Here is a 19,093-nt window from a genome sequence, read left to right on the forward strand (position 1 = left end):
GAGGAGATCGAAATGCCAGCCAAATCTAAGGCCCAGCAGAAAGCGGCAGGTGCCGCACTTTCAGCCAAACGCGGAGAGACGCCGAAGAAGGAACTCAGGGGCGCTTCGAAGCAGATGGAAAAATCCATGAGTGAAAAACAGCTCGAGGAATTCGCGTCGACCAAGACCAAGGGCAAACCCGAGCATGTCTCCAAATGATCGTTCAAGACCCGGCGAGACCTATGTCGTGGTCGAAAGCATCGAAAATCCTGCGACGTCATAGGCCTCTGATAGGGCATCGAAAATCGCGCGGGCGGAGCCGTCACGGTCTTTGGCCATCCATCGCAGCTCGAACGTGACGCCAGGGCGGCCCTCGCTGGTCTTCCCAAAAGAAACGAATTGGGCAGCGCAACCGAACGGTCCAAGCACCTCCGACAGTTCCGGCAACTCGGCTTCGGAGCTGTGAATGACGAGTGTTGCTTTCTGTTCGCAACGCAGCCACATGTCCAGCTGCTTCATCGGCGACAAGATAATGAAGGCGACCGCGGTCGCTGCCGTTCCGGTCAGAATCTGGCCGCCGCCGAAGCAGAGACCGACGACGGTCATGAACCACATGGTCGCGGCCGTGGTGACGCCGGTCATCGTGTCTCCACGCCTCAGGATGGCGCCGCCGCCGATGAAGCCGACGCCCGTCAGCACGCCGAGGGGAAAGCGCAGCACGTCCATCTGAGTGAAATAACTAAAGGTTTTTCCGTAGGTCGATAGAAGGAGGTTTGCCTGGATCATCGCCAGGCAGGCGGCAAGAGCCACCAGGATCGTAGTCCTGAAGCCCGCCGCGTGACCGCCGCGCTCGCGATCGAGGCCAATCAGTCCGCCTGCGATCACCGTTAATATCATCCGTAAGGCGATCTCCCACCAGCTTGGCGTGAGCGGCATCGCTTCCGTCAGGAACGAAGGCATGGTCTGATCCCGACTGTGTTGCCGCTCTTTCGCTGCCGGCCAAGCATTCGTTCCTCCTGGGCTACAGTGCATCGGTTGAGATAAACGCAATGTCGGCCAGGACGTTCCCGGAACGCCAGGAGCGTTGACGTTTGCAATAGGGCAAGATTGGCGGTTTGTCGGTCATCGGTGTATGGTTCCGGCGGGGCAATTCCCCCACCAATCATAAGAGTGCGTTGCGTTTAAAACGGAGACATCGATTGGCTGTTGCCTTCACCAAGGAAGAGAGTTTCGAAACCGCTTCGGAAACCCTGTTGCCGGACCGGCCAATTTCGCCGCATCCCAACCTCGTCACGGAAGCGGGATTGAGGGCACTCGAATTGCAGTTTCAGCAGGCGCGCGCGGCCTATGATGCGACGAGCGCCATTGAAGACGTAAATGAGCGGCGGCGGCAGGCTGCCAATCCTGTACGTGATCTCCGATACTTATCGGCCAGACTTCGCTCCGCCCAGCTCATGCCTAACCCAACGTCAGCCGACGTGGTTGCCTTTGGCAATACGGTCACTTTCAGCCGCGACGATGGACGCGTGCAGACTTATCGGCTCGTTGGAGAAGACGAAGCAGATCCCAAGGCGGGATCGATTTCCTACGTCTCTCCGGTGGCGCAGCTGCTGATGGGCAAGGCTGTCGGCGATGTGGTGGAGACAGGCGGCCAGGAGCTGGAGATTATCGCCATCTCCTAGAGAAGATCGTCAAAGTTCGCCGAGTTCGGAGACGCCGCCGAATTCTCCGGCGAGAGCGAGCGGATCGGTACGAAGGATTTTGACGAAACCAGCGAGTTCGGCAACCGCACGGCCTACGTGTGATCGTTCCGACCGACTAAATCCCTCTGCCGGTGGAGCCTGGAGAAGAGGCATCTTGACGGTCATTAAAGCCGACGCTTCGCTACGGCGACGACCTCGCGCGTCAACTCGGCCAGGCGGTCGGCGGCGAGGCGGTTTATCTGCCAGTATAGTGGAACGTCCAGCGGCGTGTCGGCAACAAGTTCGACGAGCCGCCCCGATGCGAGATGATCACGGGTGAGCTGGGTCGGGTTCATTCCCCACCCCATCCCGGAAAGAGTGGCTTCGACGAAGCTTTGCGGCGAGGGCAGCCAATGTGTGGGGTAGTCCAGATCTTGGCTGAAGGTTTGCCTTACCCAGCTGCTCTGAAGCCTGTCCTTTTGATTGAAGGTCAGGGCCGGAGCGTTGCGGATCGCCTCCGATGTCACGCCGTCCGGGAAGTGGCGGGCGACAAAATCGGGTGTCGCGGTGGCGTTGTAACGGAGAGTTCCAAGGGCGAAGCGCCGGCATCCCCGGATCGGCTTCTCCAGACTGGTGACGGCTGCGATCACCCGTCCCCGCTGCAGCCATTCGGCGGTGTGATCCTGATCGTCGACAGCGACATTCAACAGATAGGACGAGGTCTTGGAGAAATTCGACATGGCCTCCACAAACCATGTGCCGAGGCTGTCGGCGTTAGTCGCGATCTGTAGCGTAACCCTTTGGCGTGGCTCGTCGGGATCGACGAGAGCCGGGAGCTGCCCGAAAAGCTCAACCTCCAGCATGCCGACATTCTCAACGTGACGACAGAGCCATTCCCCTTTTTCGGTCGCCGTACAGGGGGTGCCTCTGGCGATCAGGATGACTCCGAGGCGTTCTTCCAGCTGCTTCACCCGCTGCGACACCGCCGACGGCGTCACATTCAACACGGTCGCCGCCCTTTCGAAGCTGCCGGTCTGGACGACGGTTGCAACGGCGCGAAGAGCGGGATAGTCGAGCATGGATTAGTTTCGCTTAACTCAGGTAAGTTGGATTAATTAGACTAAGCCAACTTCACGCGGTACCGCAACTCTGTCGAAGCTGAGTGCGGTTGGCGAAACGATGAATTTTTCAATTTATATCACGGGTCTAATGATGGGCCTCAGCCTGATCGTCGCGATCGGCGCGCAGAACGCCTTCATTCTTCGACAGGGCCTGCGTAGTGAACATATCTTCGCCGTCTGCCTTACCTGCGCCTTGTCCGACGCGGCGCTGATCATGCTCGGCGTGACCAGCCTCCGGCAGATCGCCGGATTGCTGCCTTGGCTCGATCCGGTCATGCGCTACGGGGGAGCCGCGTTTCTGGCCTGGTACGGAGCCAAGAGCTTCTATTCCGCCTTACGGTCGTCCGCTGTGCTCACAGTTACGGAAGCCGAAAAGGCAAGCTTTTCCCGGACGCTTGCGACTTGTCTCGCGCTGACCTGGCTTAATCCGCATGTCTATCTCGACACGGTGGTGCTGCTCGGCACGATATCGACGCGCTATCCGGGGCAGCAGGCTTCCTTTGCCGCAGGCGCCGTAACCGGCTCCTTCCTATTTTTCTTTGCGCTCGGATATGGCGCGACGTGGCTGCGGCCGATCTTTTCCAAGCCGGCCTCCTGGCGGATGCTCGAGACGCTCGTCGCTGCGACGATGTGGATTATCGCCTTCAAGCTGATAGGCGGGATGTGAGTCGATCGCCGTATGAGGCGATCGGCCCGGCGCCTGTCAGATCCGAGCCAGAGGTCCGCATCATGCGCGCGTTTCCACGAGTCTCAGACCCCGCTTTGGTCGCGCAGCGACGTTAAGGAGCGGCAACTCCATTTCACGCTGGCAGTCGGCCAAGAGGTGCGACGGAAATCGCTTCAGTTCCCGGAGCGCATGTTCGTGATTCGCATCCCTGCGCCGGCGTGTCTTGAATGCGGAAACGGCCTGTAGGATATTCCAAGTGCTTGATTGCGCCATGTCTAGCCTCCTTTGCTGCATCAGTTCCGATACGTAGACTATGGGGAGCGATTGACATTCAATCAAACAAAATGATATGGGGTTAAAGATCAGAAAAATTGAAAGATGCGACGATGAGCCTTCCCTTTCGCCGTCCCATTCCTTTGCTTGACAACGATGTGTTGCGCACCTTCGTCGCCATCGCCGAGACGGGCAATTTTTCCACCGCCGCCGAAGCGGTCTTCCGGACGCCGTCGGCGGTCTCCATGCAGATCAAGAAGCTCGAGGAGCAGCTCGGAGCGACGCTGTTTTTACGCGATGCCCGCTCGGTGTCGCTGACGCGCCATGGCGAAATGCTGCTCTCTTACGCCCGCAACATCCTAGCGCTGTCGAACGAGGCGGTGTCGCGCTTCATCATGCCGGAACTGACCGGGGTCGTCCGGCTCGGCGCGCCGGAGGATATCGGCGAGCGGCTGCTGCCGAGAATCCTAAAGAGCTTCGCCGAGAGCTATCCCGGCATCATGGTCGATGTGACGATCGACATGAGCGTCGGACTGAAGAAGCGTATGGAAGAGCAGAGGCTCGACCTAGCGCTGATCAACTGCGCGACTCGGCCGTTTCCGACCGGTGGCGAAGTGGTGTTTCGCGAGCGGCTGGTCTGGGCCGGCGCAAGGTGCGGCTCGGCGCATCGGCGCGATCCGCTGCCGATTTCGATCTGGGAGGATGGCTGCATCTGGCGGCAGGAGGCACTTGCCCAGCTCGAACGCAACAAGCGGCCTTATCGCGTCGCCTATCTCAGCGGTCATACGATGGCGCAGCGCGCCGCCGTGCTTTCCGATCTCGCCATCGCGCCGCTGCCGCTCTCCTATGTCGGCGAGGACATGTCGATCCTCGGCCTGCAGGAAGGGCTGCCGGAGCTCGGCTCCTTCGATATCCGGCTGCTGACCGCCTCGCAGATGTCGGGACCGATCGAGACGGTGGCCGACAGCATCCGGAGCGCGTTTGCCGAGAGAGCGAAGGCTGTCGCCGCCTGAGGATGTCATTCAACCGTGAACTTTTTCGCCACTTGTGCGTTAGGGGCGCGGATGGCATGAGTGCCGTTCGGGGTTGATTTCAAACAAGGATATTCGAAATGACGACAACGGCCAAAATTGCCGCAGCCTTCATGGTTCTTCTTGCTCTTTCCTCCTGCGGCAACACGATCCGCGGTATGGGAAAAGATACGGCGAACGCCGTCAACGCCACCCAGGATGCAGGCCGCTCGGTCGACCGGGCTGCGAGGAAGTAATCGGCCGGCAGCTTTGCCGGACTGAAGGCCATCCGAGGCCGGATCAAGGCACCGGAGGATATGCCTTTTCGAGGCCGCCGGATCGGCTAAGGCCGGTCCGGAAGGCTTGGTAGGCGGGATGCTGGCTTGAGCGAGCGGTTTCCATCAGCCGAATCTGCAGGCGATGCGGCGCCTTGGTCCCGAGCCACAATCCGAGATTTTCAAGCTTCAGCGAGTTCAGGAAATGCGACTTCGCGGCAAGGTCCAGATGGCGTCGCAGGCCGTCGAGCAGGTTGTCGTCCTGGGCGGCATTTTCCATGAGCAGGGCCAGATATGATTTATCGGCTTCCGACAGCGCGGCGAGCTTTTCCGCAACGGTATCGCGGTCGGGAAAGGGAAGGTTGCCTGTCATTCGAATCGTCCGGTCGTTGGCGCCATCTGCCGTTATAGGCTCGCTTTGACTTTTTCGGCTACATCGGCCGGCACCCATTTCATCCACAGGTTCTCGTAATTGCGCAGGAAATAGATCGCGGCATCGTCGTTGCTTTCGCGATTTTCATCCTGCCAGGCGAGCACTTGGTTGATCGTCTCATTGTCCCATTTGCGGGTCTTGAGATAGGTCGTGACAGGTCCGGCGCGGCTGGCGAAAGACCTGGTCATCAGCGTGAAGGCGCGCGAGACCGGATAGGAATTGAGCTCAGGCCTGATACAGCCGGCAACCGCGGTGCAGCGGTCCCATTCGGCCTTGTTGTGACTGACGCCGAAGCTCAGCCGCGTCATGTCGTATTTGCCGAGGATGGCGGTCGGCGCCCAGTAATAACCGAGCCAGCCGATCTTCTTGTCGAAAGCCCGAGCGATCGAGGCGTCGAGCCGCTGAGGACTGCCGGTTTCGACAAGTTCGAAGCCCTTTTTGTCGGCGGCGAGGGCCTTGAAGAGGTTGGTGGTCGATATCTGGCAACTCCAGTCGGCGGGACAGTTGTAAACCGCGCCCTTCGACGGATCATCCTCGGCAGGGAAAAGCTCGGGGTGCTTCAGCGCGTCCTCGACCGAGCGAATATCGGGATTGGCGTCGGCAATGAATTTCGGGATAAACCAGCCCTCGACCGCGCCATCGGCTAGTATCTCGGCGCCCTGCACCAGCCGACCGGTGTTGACGGCCTGATCGAGCAGGGCCCTGACGGAATTGATCCAGTATTCCGAAGCGATATCAGGGGTACCTTTTTCGTTCATCGAGGCGAAGGTCGGAAGAGTGTCGCCGTCGACGATGGTGACGGAGCAGCCGTAGCCCTTTTCCAGGATGATCTTGTCGAAGTTTGCGGCAATGCCGGCCGAGGCCCATTTCATCTCGGCGATCGAAACTTTGCCGCACTCGGCGGCTTCGGCCGGCGCGGTCGCGCTAAAAAGAGCCGCGGCAAAGGCGGCCGAAATCAAAAGCGTCTTCATCGTCTTCCCCGAATTGTTCTTGGGCAACGTGCTGCCGGGATTCACCAGGCGGCGATGCCGCAACAGGCGTTTCCCATTCACGGGCGCCGTCCGACCGGCTCCGGCAACGCGTCGCAGACCATATTTCGATGGCGTATTTTGTCGAAGCCTACGCGTTCGTTCGCAGAAATCAACCGTCTTCTGCTCGTGGTTGCGGTACTAAATTATTGAATTCGAATAATATAGTTCGCTGCTGAAATTTCCTCGGATCGAAGAGAGACGCTGTCTCCGAACGCCGGCTCAATGGTGATGGAAACCGCCGAGCAGATCAAAAAAAGTCAAAATTAACTTTTGCGTAAGCCTTCAATAACTCTCCGGTAAGAATGTGCCGTTATCAGTTGGGGCGTGGCGCCAACGACCGCTGCTTCTCCGGTTCAGGTAGTGCGTACCGGAGAAAGCGAGCTTCGCCGTGTAGGGGCGAAGACGCCTGAGTTTTCGGCAAACCGCGCAGAGCCAAGGCCATGCGCGGTTTTCGCGCTTTCGCGAGAATAGTCGAAGTCTTGACCCGGGATCGGCGGCCATTGTAGGCCTCCGGCTCGTGCATCGGCCCGAAATCTGAACCGATTTTCGGACGCGCGATGCGCCAGGGAAAGGCGGCCGCCATGGCAAGAGCAATCATGCTGCAGGGAACCGGCTCGGATGTCGGCAAGACGGTGCTGGTGGCGGGACTCTGCCGGCTTGCGGCCAATGCCGGGCTCACCGTGCGGCCGTTCAAGCCGCAGAATATGTCGAACAACGCGGCGGTCGCCGATGACGGCGGTGAGATCGGCCGGGCGCAGTGGCTGCAGTCGATGGCTGCACGCACGCCCTCGTCGGTGCACATGAACCCGGTGCTGCTCAAGCCGCAATCGGAAAACGGCAGCCAGATCATCGTGCAGGGCAGGGTGTTCGGGCAGGCGAAGGGGCGGGATTACCAGCGGCTGAAGCCGCAACTGCTCGGCGCCGTGCTCGAAAGCTTCGAAAATGTGTCTGCCGGCGCCGACCTCGTCGTCGTCGAGGGTGCCGGCTCGCCGGCGGAAATCAATCTTAGGACCGGCGATATCGCCAATATGGGGTTTGCGACGAAGGCGGGCGTGCCCGTCGTGCTCGTCGGCGATATTAATCGCGGCGGCGTCATCGCCTCGCTGGTCGGCACGCAGGCGATTCTCGATGAGGGCGATCGAGCGATGATCGCAGGTTATCTCATCAACAAGTTCCGCGGCGACGTCTCGCTCTTCGATGACGGGATTCGCGCGATCGAAGGCTTCACCGGCTGGCCCTGCTTCGGCGTCGTGCCGTGGCTGCAGGCTGCCACGCGCCTGCCGGCCGAAGATTCGGTCGTGCTCGAACGGCTTGCCAGGAGCGGGGCCGGGGCGCTGAAGATCGCCGTGCCGATGCTGCCGCGCATTGCCAATTTCGACGATCTCGATCCGCTGAGGGCGGAGGCGGATGTCGAGCTGGTCTTCGTCCGAGGGGGCGAACGGTTGCCTACCGATGCTGGTCTCGTCATTCTTCCAGGGTCGAAATCGACGATAGCAGACCTCGCCGATTTCAGAGTTCAAGGCTGGGACCGCGATCTTGCGGCGCATGTCCGGCGCGGCGGGCGGGTGATCGGCATTTGCGGTGGCTACCAGATGCTCGGTCGTATGGTGCATGACCCGCGCGGCATCGAGGGCGGCACGAGCGAGACGCCGGGGTTGGCGCTGCTCGACGTCGAGACCGAGATGGCGCCGGAGAAGACCGTGCGCAACAGCCATGCCCGCTCGACCGAATATGACGTGCTGCTTGCCGGCTACCAGATCCATCTCGGCATCACCCGCGGCCCGGATTGTGTCAGGCCTTCCGCGATCATCGACGGCGCCCCCGATGGAGCGGTTTCGGCGGACGGCCGGATCATGGGCACCTATCTGCACGGGCTGTTCGGCAGTGACGCTTACCGCGCCCGGCTGCTGGAGAGCTTCGGGCTTTCCGGCGGACAGGGGAACTACCGTGAGAGCGTGGAGCGGGCGCTTGACGAGGTTGCAGGGGAACTGGAGCGCTGCCTGGATGCGCGGTGGTTGGGTGAGTTGCTGGAGGTCGGGAGAATTTGCTGAGCGCAAGGGCAGTGAAGAGTATGCCTTGTGGCCCCTCATCCGGCCCTTGGGGCCACCTTCTTCCCGCTGGGGAGAAGAGGGAGCAAGTCGCCGACCATCGTTTTCCTACAGTAATGGTCTCAAATGGGAGTGAGGCGCTGCCACGAGTCCCTTCTCCCCCGCGGGGAGAAGATGCCGGCAGGCAGATGAGGGGGCCACAGGGACATACCTATACTGTGTATCCAATTCTCTATCACATCATTCTCGCGGGAGTAGTATCGCAATGCGAAGCAGGCTAAAAAGTCGTGTGTGCGGCTAGGCCTTTCGGCGCCTGTCCTGTTGTTCCCGGCGCCGGTCTCGATGGTGACGCCATTCCAAGTTCCCCACTTCATGCGGAGGTTTTCAAAATTAAAGATCATATTCAGTGGGTTATAGAGCAGGGAATCACCAGCGAGCATATCGGCGATCTCGTCGCCGGCCTGTGTGAACGGCTGATCGCGGACGGGTTTCAGATCTGGCGGGCAAGCATCCGCATGCCGTCCCTACATCCGATGTATCGCGGTATCGCGGCCAATTTCATGCGGGGCGGTGAGACCGTTCTCGAGAATGCGGAGCACGGCAGCGAGACCGAGCGCAACTTCGAGAAGACGCCGATATTCTATCTTCTGAACCGCGGTGAGAAGACGGGGCGGTGGAACCTGGCGAAAGGCGAGGGTCTCCACTATGGCGAGCTCCACGAATTTGCGCTTGCCGGCGGCACGGACCATGTGGTCAATCTTTTCGAGTTCCCGAAGGAAGTCGCGCTGCGCGGGCTCGGTCTCTCTCTGACGAGTGACGCTCCCGGCGGATTTTCAGATGATCAACTGGCAATCATCGATGAACTGTTCCCAGCGCTGGGGCTTGCCGCTTACCGTGTCGCAGTTTCCAAGACCGCGACCGATATCCTCGCCGTCTATACCGGCGCCAGGACGAGCGCGCGCATCCTTGCCGGTGAAACCCGCAGGGGAATGGGCGGCTCCATCGACGCCGCCATCCTGCTTGCCGACCTCCGCAACTTCACGGCGCTGACCGAGGCGTATCAGCCGGGGGAGATCGTCGGCTTTCTCAACGAGCACTTCGAGCTGATCGACCGGCACGTCGAGGAAAATTCCGGCGAGATCCTCAAGTTCATGGGCGATAGCGTGCTGGCAATCTTTCCGACGGACGCCGAGAATCCGCAAAAGGCCTGCAAGGCCGCATTGGCTTCGGCACAGAACCTGTTGAGGGCAAACGAGGAGCTCAATCGCGAGCGAATGCTGAATAGCGGCCCCGATATCGGGATTGATGTCGTCTTGCATCTCGGCGAGGTTTTCTACGGAAATGTCGGCGCTCAAGGCCGGCTGGACTTCACCGTGATCGGCAGGGCGGTCAACGAGGCGTCGCGGCTCGAGAAGCTGTGCGGAACGCTTGAGCAGCCCCTGCTGCTGTCGGAAAGCTTCGCAGCGACCTGCGCTGTGCCCTGCGACTATCTCGGCGCTTTCGAGCTGCGCGGCGTCTCGAAGAGAGCCGACGTTTACAGGCTCGCCGGCGCCGCTTCTTAGGCTCGCTCAGATCTCGCCCGACACCTCGCGGCGGCGCCGGTCGAGTTCCTCGCTGTAGCGGCGCAGCGTGTGGCTTTCGCTGAGCTGTCCCACGACCTTGCGCTCGATCAGATTGTTGACGACGGCGAGCGCTTCGCTTTCGCTCTTGTCGAAGATCGCCGCCGCCTGTTTGGCATTCATCTGCGGCTGCAGGAAATCATTGCGATAGCGGACGAAATCGGCAAGCGTCTGGCCCTCGTCCTGAACGTCGGTCGGGTTAGCGTAGATCTCCGGGACTAGTACGAGGCCAGCATATTTATCGTTCTCGTCGACGAGAATGACGCGCTGGGTCGAGCCGATCGGGAAGGCCCTCTTGAAGTCTTCCAGCGAGATATCGGCCCTTGCCGTCTTCACGTCGGCGCGCATCAGCTTGTTCACGGTGAGATTGCGGATCCAGCCGACGTCGTGGGCGCTGCGGATGCTCTCGCCGCGCAGATGGAAACGCCATGTGGCGAAGGAGTAGCCGAAGGTCGAGCGCACGACGAGCGAGGAGGTGATGACGGCCGCAAGAACCAGTGCCGTGATCGGGAAATCGCCGGTGATTTCGAGCGCCAGAAAGGTCATCGTCAGCGGCCCGCCAATGACGGCGACCGCCAGGGAACTCATCCCGACCACAGCATAAATAACCGGCGTCAATGTCGCATCGGCAAAATAGGGGCCGCAATAAGCAAAGAGCTTGCCCAGCAGGGCGCCCATGAACAGCGAGGCGAAGAACAGACCACCCCTGAAGCCAGAACCGATCGAGATTGCCGAAGCCAGCGATTTCAGGAGAAAGAGACCGATCAGCGCCGGGATCGCCACGTCGCGGGACAAGTTGAGATGCAGCGCCCCGTGGCCGGCCGAAAGGACCTGCGGCGAGATCATCGCGAGAAGCCCGACGATGATGCCGCCGAGCGCCGGGCGAAAGGGCGGAGCGATCGAGCTTTTGCGCGCCACCTCCTCAATGAAGGCCACGCCCTGCATGAGGAGAATGCCAACGCCGGCGCAGAAGACGCCGAGCAGCAGCGCCGGGACATAATCGGCCGGCACGACCGAGCCGAAGCTGCCGATATCGATGGTGAAATCGCCCTCGGCAAGCAGCCTTGCGATGAGGGTCGAAACGAGGGCAGAGACCACAACCGGGGTTAACGATACGATGGTGTAGGTGCCGATGATCAGCTCGAAGGCGTAGAAGCCGCCCGTCAGCGGCGCGTTGAAGGCGGCGGCAATGGCGCCGGCCGCGCCGCAACCGACGAGGATGCGCAGGTCCGAGCGGCGCAGCTGCAGCTTCAGGCCGAATTTGGAGGCAATGCCGGCGGCGAGCTGGGTATAGCCGGCCTCCAGGCCGACGGAGGCGCCGAAGCCGTTGGAGATCAGGTTCTGTACGGCAACGATGATGCTATCGGTGAGGGAGAGGCGGCCGCCATGCAGAGCATTCGCCTCGATCGGGTCGACCATGGGTTTCTTGCGCCGTTTGGCGAGCACCAGGAGCAGCAGGCCGAGCAGGGCGCCGCCTATGACGGGGGCGGTGAGCAGCAGCATCTTGTCCTGGATTACCGACGCGCTCAGCCGTTCGCTGTCGGCGATGCCGAAAACAAGCTGGTGCAGTTCGCTGGAGACATAGCTCATGCCGGTCACGGCAAGGCCCGAGGCGATGCCGACGACGGCGCCGGCCAGGGACAGGCCGACTTCGCTGCGGCGCGTCAGGGCGCGCAGTCGCCCCGGATCGAAGAAAACACGCAGCGCGCTCAGGCGGCGCCGATCCAATTTCATAAGCATGGCTAGACAACTAGGCGAGGAGAGGCCGGGTCAAGGGCGGGGGTGCAGTCGCCTTGCAACGCAATTGCGGCGAAAAGCCGACGGTCACATCAAATATTCATGACGTAAGCCGCTGATAAAAGACGATATTTCCGGTGGGGTCAGTGGTGTTGGCCGGCCTTTCGCGCAGTCCAGCGGGAAGGCGGTGGCGAAGGTCGGTTGACTTCACCCGCCGGCTTGCCTAACCATCTGAGGAATAACGGATGGTTCCGGATCGGCATTTCGCCTTCCGGATGAAAAGGGAATGTGACGGGGCGGACCCACATCGGGCGCCTTCATCACAGCCGACCCCGCGACTGTAGAGCGGTCAGGGTCTTCCATCCGGCATCGGACCTCTTCCGGCCTAACCGCAATAGTGCAGGCGGGCGGGATGGGCGACATGCCGGAAAAGCCACTGGAAATGCATGGTGATCAACCGGGGTCGGACGCCTCTAACTCTACGAATCGTCCACCTTTTCACCGAGGCAGCCGGGAAGGCGAGGCAGATCCGCTGGCACGATCAGGGGCGACCGGGCTTCCGGTTCGCCCCCGATCGCCGCCGATAACCACGAGCCAGGAGACCTGCCTTCCGTGCCGGGCGAACAGCCCAAACCTGGGCAAGAGACCCGCTGCCAGCACGGAGGTTGTTTTGGCTGAAAGAACGAAGCTAGCGCCGCCTCTGGTGGTGCGTATGAGAGGTGCCGGTTCGTCGCCTTCAGGTTATGTCTGCGTATTACGCGCCTTCCTTTCCTCCCTCATTCCTGTGCTTGTCACAGGAATCCGGCCACGGCCCGTCCGCGCCGTGATTAATTATGCGCAGGCAACGAATGAGCCTTCCGTGCCCAAGGACTTGGGCACGCTGGATTCCTGTGACAAGCACAGGAATGAGGGAAGTGAATGGGGTGGCGCGGCTTTCCCAAGCAAAGTTTTGGCTACCGTGGCTCATAAAGTTAAAACTAGAACAAGCTGCAGCGGCACGCCTCCTCAGAGGAATATTCGGGCATGACCACCACGCTCATCCTCGGCGGGGCACGCTCCGGCAAATCCCGTTTCGCCGAAAATCTCGTTATGGCAAGCGGCCTCGAGCGCCACTATCTCGCCACCGGCCGTGCCTGGGACGAGGAGATGCAGAAGCGTATTGCCCAGCACAGGACCGATCGCGGCCCTTCCTGGATGACGCATGAGGAGCCGCTCGATCTTTTCGGCGTGCTTGCCGCCATCGATGGCGAGGGACGCATTGTGCTTGTCGATTGCCTGACGCTCTGGGTGACCAACCTGATGATGGCGGAGCGCGAGATGGCTGTGGAATTTGCCGCGCTCGCCGATTTCCTCCCCGGCGCCAAGGCGCAACTCGTCTTCGTTTCCAACGAGGTTGGTCTCGGCATCGTGCCTGACAATCGCATGGCGCGCGATTTTCGCGATCATGCCGGACGGCTGCACCAAACAATCGCGGCGAAGGCCGACGAGGTCTATTTCATCGCGGCCGGTCTGCCGCTGAAAATGAAGGGTTGAAGTTCCATGAACCAGCAGAAAATCCCCGCAACCGTCATCACCGGCTTCCTCGGCGCCGGCAAGACGACGATGATCCGCAACCTGCTCACCAATTCCGGCGGCAAAAAGATTGCGCTTATCATCAACGAGTTCGGCGATCTCGGTGTCGATGGCGAGGTCCTGAAGGGCTGCGGCGCGGAGAATTGCAGCGAGGACGACATTATCGAGCTCACCAATGGCTGCATCTGCTGCACCGTCGCCGACGATTTCATTCCAACGATGACGAAGCTGCTGGAGCGCGAACAGCGGCCCGACCATATCGTCATCGAAACCTCCGGCCTCGCCCTGCCGCAGCCGCTGGTCGCCGCCTTCAACTGGCCTGATATCCGCACCCAGGTGACCGTCGACGGCGTCATTACGGTCGTCGACAGTGCGGCCGTTGCCGCCGGCCGTTTCGCCGACGACCATGATGCAGTCGAGGCGGCGCGCAGCGAGGACGACTCGCTCGATCATGAGAGCCCGATCGAGGAGCTGTTCGAAGACCAGCTCACATGCGCCGATCTCATCGTGCTCAACAAGACCGACCTGATCGATGGCGATGGCCTTGACCGCGTGAAGAGCGAAGTCGCCTCCCGCATTGCCCGCAAGCCGGTCATGATCGAAGCCAGGAATGGCGAGGTGCCGGCAGGCGTGCTGCTCGGCCTCGGCATCGGCACGGAAGACGATATCGCCAACCGCAAGTCCCATCACGAGCTGGAGCACGAGGAGGGGGCGCCACACGACCACGACGAATTCGAAAGCTTCGTTGTCGAACTCGGCGCTGTTTCCGATCCGACGGGCTTTGTCGAGAAGCTGAAGGGCATCATCGCCGAGCATGATGTGCTGCGCCTCAAAGGCTTCATCGACGTCTCGGGCAAGCCCATGCGCCTGCAACTGCAGGCCGTCGGCAGCCGCATCGACCAGTATTTCGACCGCGCCTGGGCAGCGGACGAGGCGCGCCGCACGCGCCTCGTCGTCATCGGCTTGCATGAAATGAACGAGGACGCGGTACGCAAGACGATCGAAGCGCTCGTTCAGGGATAATCGATGCATCTGCTTCTTGCCCAGCAGGGAACGATCAGCGACGGCGAGGAGGCGATCGACCTCGGCCAGTCGCCCGGCGATATACTGTTTCTTTCGGCTGCCGACACCGAACTCGCCGCGATTGCTGCCGCCTATCACGAGTGTGAAGGGATGCCGCATTCGCTGAGGCTCGCGAATCTGATGAGCCTCAAGCATCCAATGTCGGTCGATACCTATGTCGAGCGAACGGCCCGGCACGCCAAGTTGATCGTCGTGCGTGCGCTCGGCGGCGCCAGCTATTTCCATTATGCGCTGGAGGCGCTGCACGCCGTTGCTGCCCGGAATGGCGTGAAAATTGCGGTATTGCCTGGCGATGCCAAGCCGGATGCCGGGCTGGTTCCTTTCTCCAATGTTGACCTCGACGATCTCAACGGGCTGTGGGCCTACCTGATCGAAGGCGGCGACACCAATGCGCGGGATTTTCTCGCCTATGCTTCGGCGATGCTGTCAGGGGCGGAGAAGCCGGCGCCGGCAGTGCCGCTGATGAAGGCGGGCATCTGGTGGCCGGGGCGAGGGGCGATCGGGGTCGAGGAGTGGCGGCGGGTCGTCGGTTCGCATGTCGCGCCAACGTCGTCCGTCAAGCGTGGGACACCAAGCTCGACAGAAGAGATGGAATTCGAACCCACGTCCCCCATCGTCGCCATCAGCTTCTACCGTGCCCTGGTCCAGAGCGGCGAGACGGGGCCGGTCGAGGCGCTGATCGAGGCCCTGGCCGCGCTTGGCCTGCGGCCGCTGCCGGTCTTTGCCTACAGCCTAAAGGATCCCGTTTCGACAGGCGTTCTCGAGAGCGTGTTTTCGGCGTTGAAACCGGATGTCGTCATCAACACAACGGGCTTTGCAGTCTCCGCACCGGGCGCGGACCGGCAACCGACGGTGCTGGAGGCGGATGGCGCCGTCGTGCTGCAGGCAATCCTGTCGGCTTCGTCGAGGGAGGCCTGGGTGGCTTCGTCGCAGGGTCTGTCGGCGCGCGACCTCGGCATGAATGTGGCGCTGCCTGAAGTCGATGGGCGAATATTGGCCCGGGCGGTTTCCTTTAAGACGGCGGCGCGTTACGACGCGGCTGTCGAGGCGAACATCGTCGCCAGCGTGCCAGATGCCGGCCGGGTGCGCTACACGGCGGAACTGGCCGCCAACTGGGCGCGGCTGCGCGGGACGCCAGCCAATAGGAGGCGCATCGCTCTCGTGATGGCCAATTATCCAAACCGCGACGGCCGGCTCGGCAACGGCGTCGGGCTCGACACGCCGGCCGGCAGCATCGAGGTGCTTCGGGCAATGGCGGCCGCGGGTTATCCAGTCGCCGATCTTCCGGCCGATGGTGACGCGCTGATCCAACATCTGATGGAGGGGCCGACCAATTCGGGACATGACGGCCGGCTTATCCGCGAGGCCCTTTCGCTCAGTCGCTACAAAGATTTCCTGGAATCTCTTCCCAAAAAGATTCAAGAGGAGGTGACGGCCCGCTGGGGCGAGCCAGAGAAAGATCCCTATTTTCGCGATGGCGTCTTCGCCCTGCCTTTCGCCCGCTTCGGCGGTGTCCTTATCGGCATCCAGCCGGCGCGCGGCTACAATATCGATCCAAAGGACAGCTACCATTCGCCGGATCTCGTGCCGCCGCATGGCTATATCGCGTTCTATGCTTTCCTGCGGCGCGAATATGGCGCCGATGCCGTCATTCACATGGGCAAGCATGGCAATCTTGAATGGCTGCCGGGTAAGGCGCTGGCGCTGTCGGAGACGTGCTACCCGGAAGCGATCCTTGGACCGCTGCCGCATCTTTATCCCTTTATCGTCAATGATCCGGGCGAGGGCACCCAGGCCAAGCGCCGCACCGCCGCAGTCGTTATCGATCACCTGACGCCGCCTTTGACGCGGGCCGAGAGCTATGGGCCGCTCAAGGATCTGGAGGCGCTGGTCGATGAATATTACGAAGCTTCGGGCGGCGATCCCCGCCGCATTCGGCTGCTCAGCCGCCAGATCCTCGATCTCGTCACCGATATCGGGCTGGATCGGGATGCCGGGATTGCGAAAGGCGAGAGCGAAGGTGAGGCGCTGAAGAAGCTCGACGCCTATCTTTGCGATCTGAAGGAGATGCAGATCCGTGATGGGCTGCATGTCTTCGGCGTGTCGCCGGAGGGGCGGTTGCTGACGGATCTCACCGCGGCGCTGGCGCGGGTACCGCGCGGGCTCGGAGAGGGTGGCGATGCGAGTTTGCAGCGGGCGATTGCGGGGGATGCTGGGTTGAGTTTCCCCCTTCTCCCCAGCGGGGAGAAGATGTCCGTTAGGACAGATGAGGGGGCGAGCGACGGTAGGAGCGAGCGGCTGAGCGCAAGCGAGGCGGAGTCTGCGGTCCCCTCATCCGACCCTTCGGGCCACCTTCTCCCCGCCGGGGAGAAGGGGAGTCGCGCGCTTCAGCGTCCGTTCGACCCACTCGATTGCGATATGGCGACTCTTTGGGCTGGCCCGCGTCCGGCTGTCCTCGCAGATATCCTCGAAGCCCCCTGGCGCAGTAACGGTGACACCGTCGAGCGCATTGAACTGCTCGCCGCCAAGCTCGTTTCCGGTGAAATGGCGTGCCCAACCCTCTGGGTCCAAACCAGAGCCGTGCTGGACGAAATCGAAGCGCGTCTCAAGCCATCCATCCTTGCCTGTGGTCCGGCCGAGATCGCCAGCCTGCTCCGGGGCCTCGACGGCCGTTTCGTGCCGCCCGGCCCATCCGGTGCGCCGACGCGCGGACGGCCGGATGTCTTGCCAACCGGGCGGAATTTCTACTCTGTCGACAGCCGGGCGGTGCCGACACCGGCTGCTTACGAACTCGGCAAGAAATCCGCGGAACTGCTGATCCGCCGATACGTGCAGGATCACGGCGAATGGCCTGTCTCCTTCGGGCTGACAGCCTGGGGCACGTCCAACATGCGCACCGGCGGCGATGATATTGCTCAGGCCTTAGCGCTGATCGGCGTCAAGCCGGTCTGGGACATGGCCTCACGGCGCGTCACCGGCTACGAAATCATTCCGCCGGCTCTGCTGCGGCGACCGCGGGTTGACGTGACGCTGCGCATATCCGGTTTCTTCCGCGACGCCTTCCCCGAGCAGATCGCGCTGTTCGACAAGGCGATCCGCGCTGTCGGCGCGCTCGAAGAGGACGCGGCGGATAATCCGATTGCCGGGCGAATGCGCGGCGAGACCGCGCGGCTCGCCGCGGCTGGGCTCGATGAGAAGACGGCGGCGAAGCGGGCGGGCTATCGCATCTTCGGCTCGAAACCGGGCGCCTATGGCGCGGGGTTGCAGGCACTGATCGATGAAAAGGGCTGGGAGCGGCGTGCCGATCTTGCCGAGGCCTATCTCGTTTGGGGAAGTTATGCCTATGGCGCCGGCGAGGAAGGCAGGGCCGAACGCGGCCTTTTCGAGGAACGGTTGCGCTCTGTGCAAGCCGTCATTCAGAACCAGGACAATCGCGAGCATGACCTGCTCGACAGTGACGACTACTACCAGTTCGAAGGCGGCATGGCGGCGGCGGCCGAGGAACTCGCCGGTAAACGCCCCGCAATCTATCATAACGATCATTCCAGGCCCGAACGACCGGTGATCCGCGCGCTCGAAGAGGAAATCGGCCGCGTCGTGCGCGGGCGCGTGGTCAATCCAAAATGGATAACGGGCGTCATGCGCCATGGCTACAAGGGAGCGGCCGAGATCGCCGCCACCGTCGATTATCTCTTCGCCTTCGCGGCGACGACGGGCGCGGTCGGCGCGCATCATTTCGAGGCGGTCTTTCGGGCCTTCGTCGCCGATCCAGGCGTGCGTGACTTCATGATCGAGAAGAACCCGGCGGCATTCGACGAGATGCGAGAGCGGCTGCGCGAAGCGATCGATCGCGGGCTCTGGACGCCGCGCAGCAATTCGGCCCGGTTCGACCTCGCAGCCACGCAACTGAATGAGGTGCACTGATGAGCGACGAGATCCTGGAAAACGAAGCGGCCAAGGATGATGCGCGCCACGCCGAGAAGATGGCGAAGAAGAAGGCTGCGCGCGACAAGATCATGGCGACCAAGACGGACGGCAAGGGCTTGATCATCGTCCATACCGGCAAGGGCAAGGGCAAGTCGTCAGCCGCATTCGGCATGATCTTCCGCCACATCGCGCACGGCAAGCCGTCAGCCGTCGTGCAGTTCATCAAGGGCGCGATGTGGACCGGCGAGCGCGACCTGATCGAGAAGCATTTTTCCGATCTCTGCCAGTTCCACACGATGGGCGAGGGCTTCACCTGGGAAACGCAGGACCGGGCCCGCGACATCGCCGCCGCCTCGGCGGCCTGGGAAAAGGCCAAGGAGTTGATCCGCGACGAACGCAATTCCATGGTGCTGCTCGACGAGATCAACATCGCGCTGCGCTACGATTATCTCGACATCAACGATGTCGTCGCCTTCCTGAAGAATGAGAAACCCGCCATGACGCATGTCGTGCTGACAGGACGCAACGCCAAGGAAGAGCTGATCGAGATCGCCGATCTGGTGACGGAGATGGAACTCGTCAAACACCCGTTTCGTTCCGGCATCAAAGGGCAGCCGGGCGTGGAGTTCTGAGGTC

17 protein-coding genes and 1 riboswitch are annotated in these 19,093 nt (G+C 61.7%); of the genes, 11 read left to right on the plus strand and 6 right to left on the minus strand.

What is annotated here, in order from left to right; all coding sequences use genetic code 11:
- The first annotated feature begins 12 nt into the window (after positions 1–12).
- Positions 13–198 (plus strand): DUF3008 family protein, encoded by a 186-nt coding sequence (locus tag AC13QO_RS18130; RefSeq protein WP_085778495.1) that lies wholly within the window; start codon positions 13–15, stop codon positions 196–198.
- Between the two features lie 21 nt (positions 199–219).
- Here the strand turns inward: AC13QO_RS18130 and AC13QO_RS18135 are convergent, their stop codons facing one another.
- Entirely contained in the window at positions 220–939 is a 720-nt protein-coding gene (locus AC13QO_RS18135; protein WP_285195679.1) for an MgtC/SapB family protein, read from the minus strand.
- A 239-nt stretch (positions 940–1,178) separates the two neighbouring features.
- On the opposite strand from AC13QO_RS18135, the gene greA reads away from it, so the two are divergent.
- Positions 1,179–1,661, plus strand: a complete 483-nt coding sequence (gene greA, locus AC13QO_RS18140) for a transcription elongation factor GreA (RefSeq protein ID WP_488541469.1) — start codon at positions 1,179–1,181, stop codon at positions 1,659–1,661.
- A gap of 185 nt (positions 1,662–1,846) precedes the next feature.
- Here the strand turns inward: greA and AC13QO_RS18145 are convergent, their stop codons facing one another.
- Entirely contained in the window at positions 1,847–2,740 is an 894-nt protein-coding gene (locus AC13QO_RS18145) for a LysR family transcriptional regulator ArgP (RefSeq protein ID WP_285195913.1), read from the minus strand.
- 100 nt (positions 2,741–2,840) lie between these two features.
- On the opposite strand from AC13QO_RS18145, the gene AC13QO_RS18150 reads away from it, so the two are divergent.
- Positions 2,841–3,449, plus strand: a complete 609-nt coding sequence (locus tag AC13QO_RS18150) for a LysE/ArgO family amino acid transporter (RefSeq protein WP_488541437.1) — start codon at positions 2,841–2,843, stop codon at positions 3,447–3,449.
- A gap of 60 nt (positions 3,450–3,509) precedes the next feature.
- Here the strand turns inward: AC13QO_RS18150 and AC13QO_RS18155 are convergent, their stop codons facing one another.
- On the minus strand, positions 3,510–3,722 hold the full coding sequence (locus tag AC13QO_RS18155) for a hypothetical protein (protein ID WP_085778490.1): 213 nt from the start codon (positions 3,720–3,722) through the stop codon (positions 3,510–3,512).
- Positions 3,723–3,835: 113 nt separating this feature from the next.
- Here AC13QO_RS18155 and AC13QO_RS18160 point away from each other — a divergent pair, with 113 nt between their 5' ends.
- Both AC13QO_RS18160 and AC13QO_RS18165 read left to right on the plus strand, forming a co-directional pair.
- Positions 3,836–4,735 carry a LysR family transcriptional regulator gene (locus tag AC13QO_RS18160; protein ID WP_488541438.1) on the plus strand — a complete coding sequence of 300 codons (900 nt, stop codon included), beginning with the start codon at positions 3,836–3,838 and terminating at the stop codon, positions 4,733–4,735.
- A gap of 98 nt (positions 4,736–4,833) precedes the next feature.
- Positions 4,834–4,989: an entericidin domain-containing protein gene (locus AC13QO_RS18165; RefSeq protein WP_011425752.1), complete on the plus strand. Its 156-nt coding sequence runs from the start codon at positions 4,834–4,836 to the stop codon at positions 4,987–4,989.
- 43 nt (positions 4,990–5,032) lie between these two features.
- On the opposite strand, the gene AC13QO_RS18170 is transcribed toward AC13QO_RS18165, so the two are convergent.
- Complete coding sequence (locus AC13QO_RS18170) at positions 5,033–5,380, minus strand: hypothetical protein (protein ID WP_434710065.1); 348 nt, start codon at positions 5,378–5,380, stop codon at positions 5,033–5,035.
- A gap of 32 nt (positions 5,381–5,412) precedes the next feature.
- Positions 5,413–6,411, minus strand: a complete 999-nt coding sequence (locus tag AC13QO_RS18175; protein ID WP_488541439.1) for a glycine betaine ABC transporter substrate-binding protein — start codon at positions 6,409–6,411, stop codon at positions 5,413–5,415.
- A gap of 641 nt (positions 6,412–7,052) precedes the next feature.
- Between AC13QO_RS18175 and AC13QO_RS18180 the strand changes: the two genes are divergently transcribed.
- Both AC13QO_RS18180 and AC13QO_RS18185 read left to right on the plus strand, forming a co-directional pair.
- On the plus strand, positions 7,053–8,522 hold the full coding sequence (locus tag AC13QO_RS18180; RefSeq protein ID WP_488541440.1) for a cobyric acid synthase: 1,470 nt from the start codon (positions 7,053–7,055) through the stop codon (positions 8,520–8,522).
- 350 nt (positions 8,523–8,872) lie between these two features.
- Positions 8,873–10,081: an adenylate/guanylate cyclase domain-containing protein gene (locus AC13QO_RS18185; protein ID WP_285195914.1), complete on the plus strand. Its 1,209-nt coding sequence runs from the start codon at positions 8,873–8,875 to the stop codon at positions 10,079–10,081.
- A gap of 6 nt (positions 10,082–10,087) precedes the next feature.
- Here the strand turns inward: AC13QO_RS18185 and AC13QO_RS18190 are convergent, their stop codons facing one another.
- A complete protein-coding gene (locus AC13QO_RS18190) occupies positions 10,088–11,878 on the minus strand; it encodes a chloride channel protein (protein WP_488541441.1) in 1,791 nt (596 codons plus the stop codon).
- A gap of 226 nt (positions 11,879–12,104) precedes the next feature.
- Positions 12,105–12,500: riboswitch (cobalamin riboswitch) on the plus strand.
- Positions 12,501–12,898: 398 nt separating this feature from the next.
- Here AC13QO_RS18190 and cobU point away from each other — a divergent pair.
- Genes cobU through cobO form a run of 4 tightly spaced genes read left to right on the plus strand, consistent with a single transcriptional unit; the run spans position 12,899 to position 19,089 of the window.
- On the plus strand, positions 12,899–13,408 hold the full coding sequence (gene cobU / locus AC13QO_RS18195; RefSeq protein ID WP_488541442.1) for a bifunctional adenosylcobinamide kinase/adenosylcobinamide-phosphate guanylyltransferase: 510 nt from the start codon (positions 12,899–12,901) through the stop codon (positions 13,406–13,408).
- A gap of 6 nt (positions 13,409–13,414) precedes the next feature.
- On the plus strand, positions 13,415–14,470 hold the full coding sequence (gene cobW / locus AC13QO_RS18200) for a cobalamin biosynthesis protein CobW (protein WP_488541443.1): 1,056 nt from the start codon (positions 13,415–13,417) through the stop codon (positions 14,468–14,470).
- A gap of 3 nt (positions 14,471–14,473) precedes the next feature.
- Positions 14,474–18,454, plus strand: a complete 3,981-nt coding sequence (cobN, locus tag AC13QO_RS18205; protein WP_488541444.1) for a cobaltochelatase subunit CobN — start codon at positions 14,474–14,476, stop codon at positions 18,452–18,454.
- Complete coding sequence (cobO, locus tag AC13QO_RS18210; protein ID WP_085778481.1) at positions 18,454–19,089, plus strand: cob(I)yrinic acid a,c-diamide adenosyltransferase; 636 nt, start codon at positions 18,454–18,456, stop codon at positions 19,087–19,089. The genes cobN and cobO overlap by 1 nt, the downstream gene beginning before the upstream one ends.
- Positions 19,090–19,093 lie beyond the last annotated feature (4 nt).

Source organism: Rhizobium sp. CNPSo 3670, from assembly GCF_057784555.1.

Excerpts from the sequence above, each read along its gene's own strand:
- AC13QO_RS18130 (WP_085778495.1), top strand. The coding sequence starts at position 13 with ATGCCAGCCAAATCTAAGGCCCAGCAGAAAGCGGCAGGTGCCGCACTT.
- AC13QO_RS18135 (WP_285195679.1), bottom strand. The coding sequence starts at position 939 with ATGCCTTCGTTCCTGACGGAAGCGATGCCGCTCACGCCAAGCTGGTGG.
- AC13QO_RS18145 (WP_285195913.1), bottom strand. The coding sequence starts at position 2,740 with ATGCTCGACTATCCCGCTCTTCGCGCCGTTGCAACCGTCGTCCAGACC.
- AC13QO_RS18150 (WP_488541437.1), top strand. The coding sequence starts at position 2,841 with ATGAATTTTTCAATTTATATCACGGGTCTAATGATGGGCCTCAGCCTG.
- AC13QO_RS18155 (WP_085778490.1), bottom strand. The coding sequence starts at position 3,722 with ATGGCGCAATCAAGCACTTGGAATATCCTACAGGCCGTTTCCGCATTC.
- AC13QO_RS18160 (WP_488541438.1), top strand. The coding sequence starts at position 3,836 with ATGAGCCTTCCCTTTCGCCGTCCCATTCCTTTGCTTGACAACGATGTG.
- AC13QO_RS18165 (WP_011425752.1), top strand. The coding sequence starts at position 4,834 with ATGACGACAACGGCCAAAATTGCCGCAGCCTTCATGGTTCTTCTTGCT.
- AC13QO_RS18170 (WP_434710065.1), bottom strand. The coding sequence starts at position 5,380 with ATGACAGGCAACCTTCCCTTTCCCGACCGCGATACCGTTGCGGAAAAG.
- AC13QO_RS18175 (WP_488541439.1), bottom strand. The coding sequence starts at position 6,411 with ATGAAGACGCTTTTGATTTCGGCCGCCTTTGCCGCGGCTCTTTTTAGC.
- AC13QO_RS18180 (WP_488541440.1), top strand. The coding sequence starts at position 7,053 with ATGGCAAGAGCAATCATGCTGCAGGGAACCGGCTCGGATGTCGGCAAG.
- AC13QO_RS18190 (WP_488541441.1), bottom strand. The coding sequence starts at position 11,878 with ATGCTTATGAAATTGGATCGGCGCCGCCTGAGCGCGCTGCGTGTTTTC.
- cobU (WP_488541442.1), top strand. The coding sequence starts at position 12,899 with ATGACCACCACGCTCATCCTCGGCGGGGCACGCTCCGGCAAATCCCGT.
- cobW (WP_488541443.1), top strand. The coding sequence starts at position 13,415 with ATGAACCAGCAGAAAATCCCCGCAACCGTCATCACCGGCTTCCTCGGC.
- cobN (WP_488541444.1), top strand. The coding sequence starts at position 14,474 with ATGCATCTGCTTCTTGCCCAGCAGGGAACGATCAGCGACGGCGAGGAG.
- cobO (WP_085778481.1), top strand. The coding sequence starts at position 18,454 with ATGAGCGACGAGATCCTGGAAAACGAAGCGGCCAAGGATGATGCGCGC.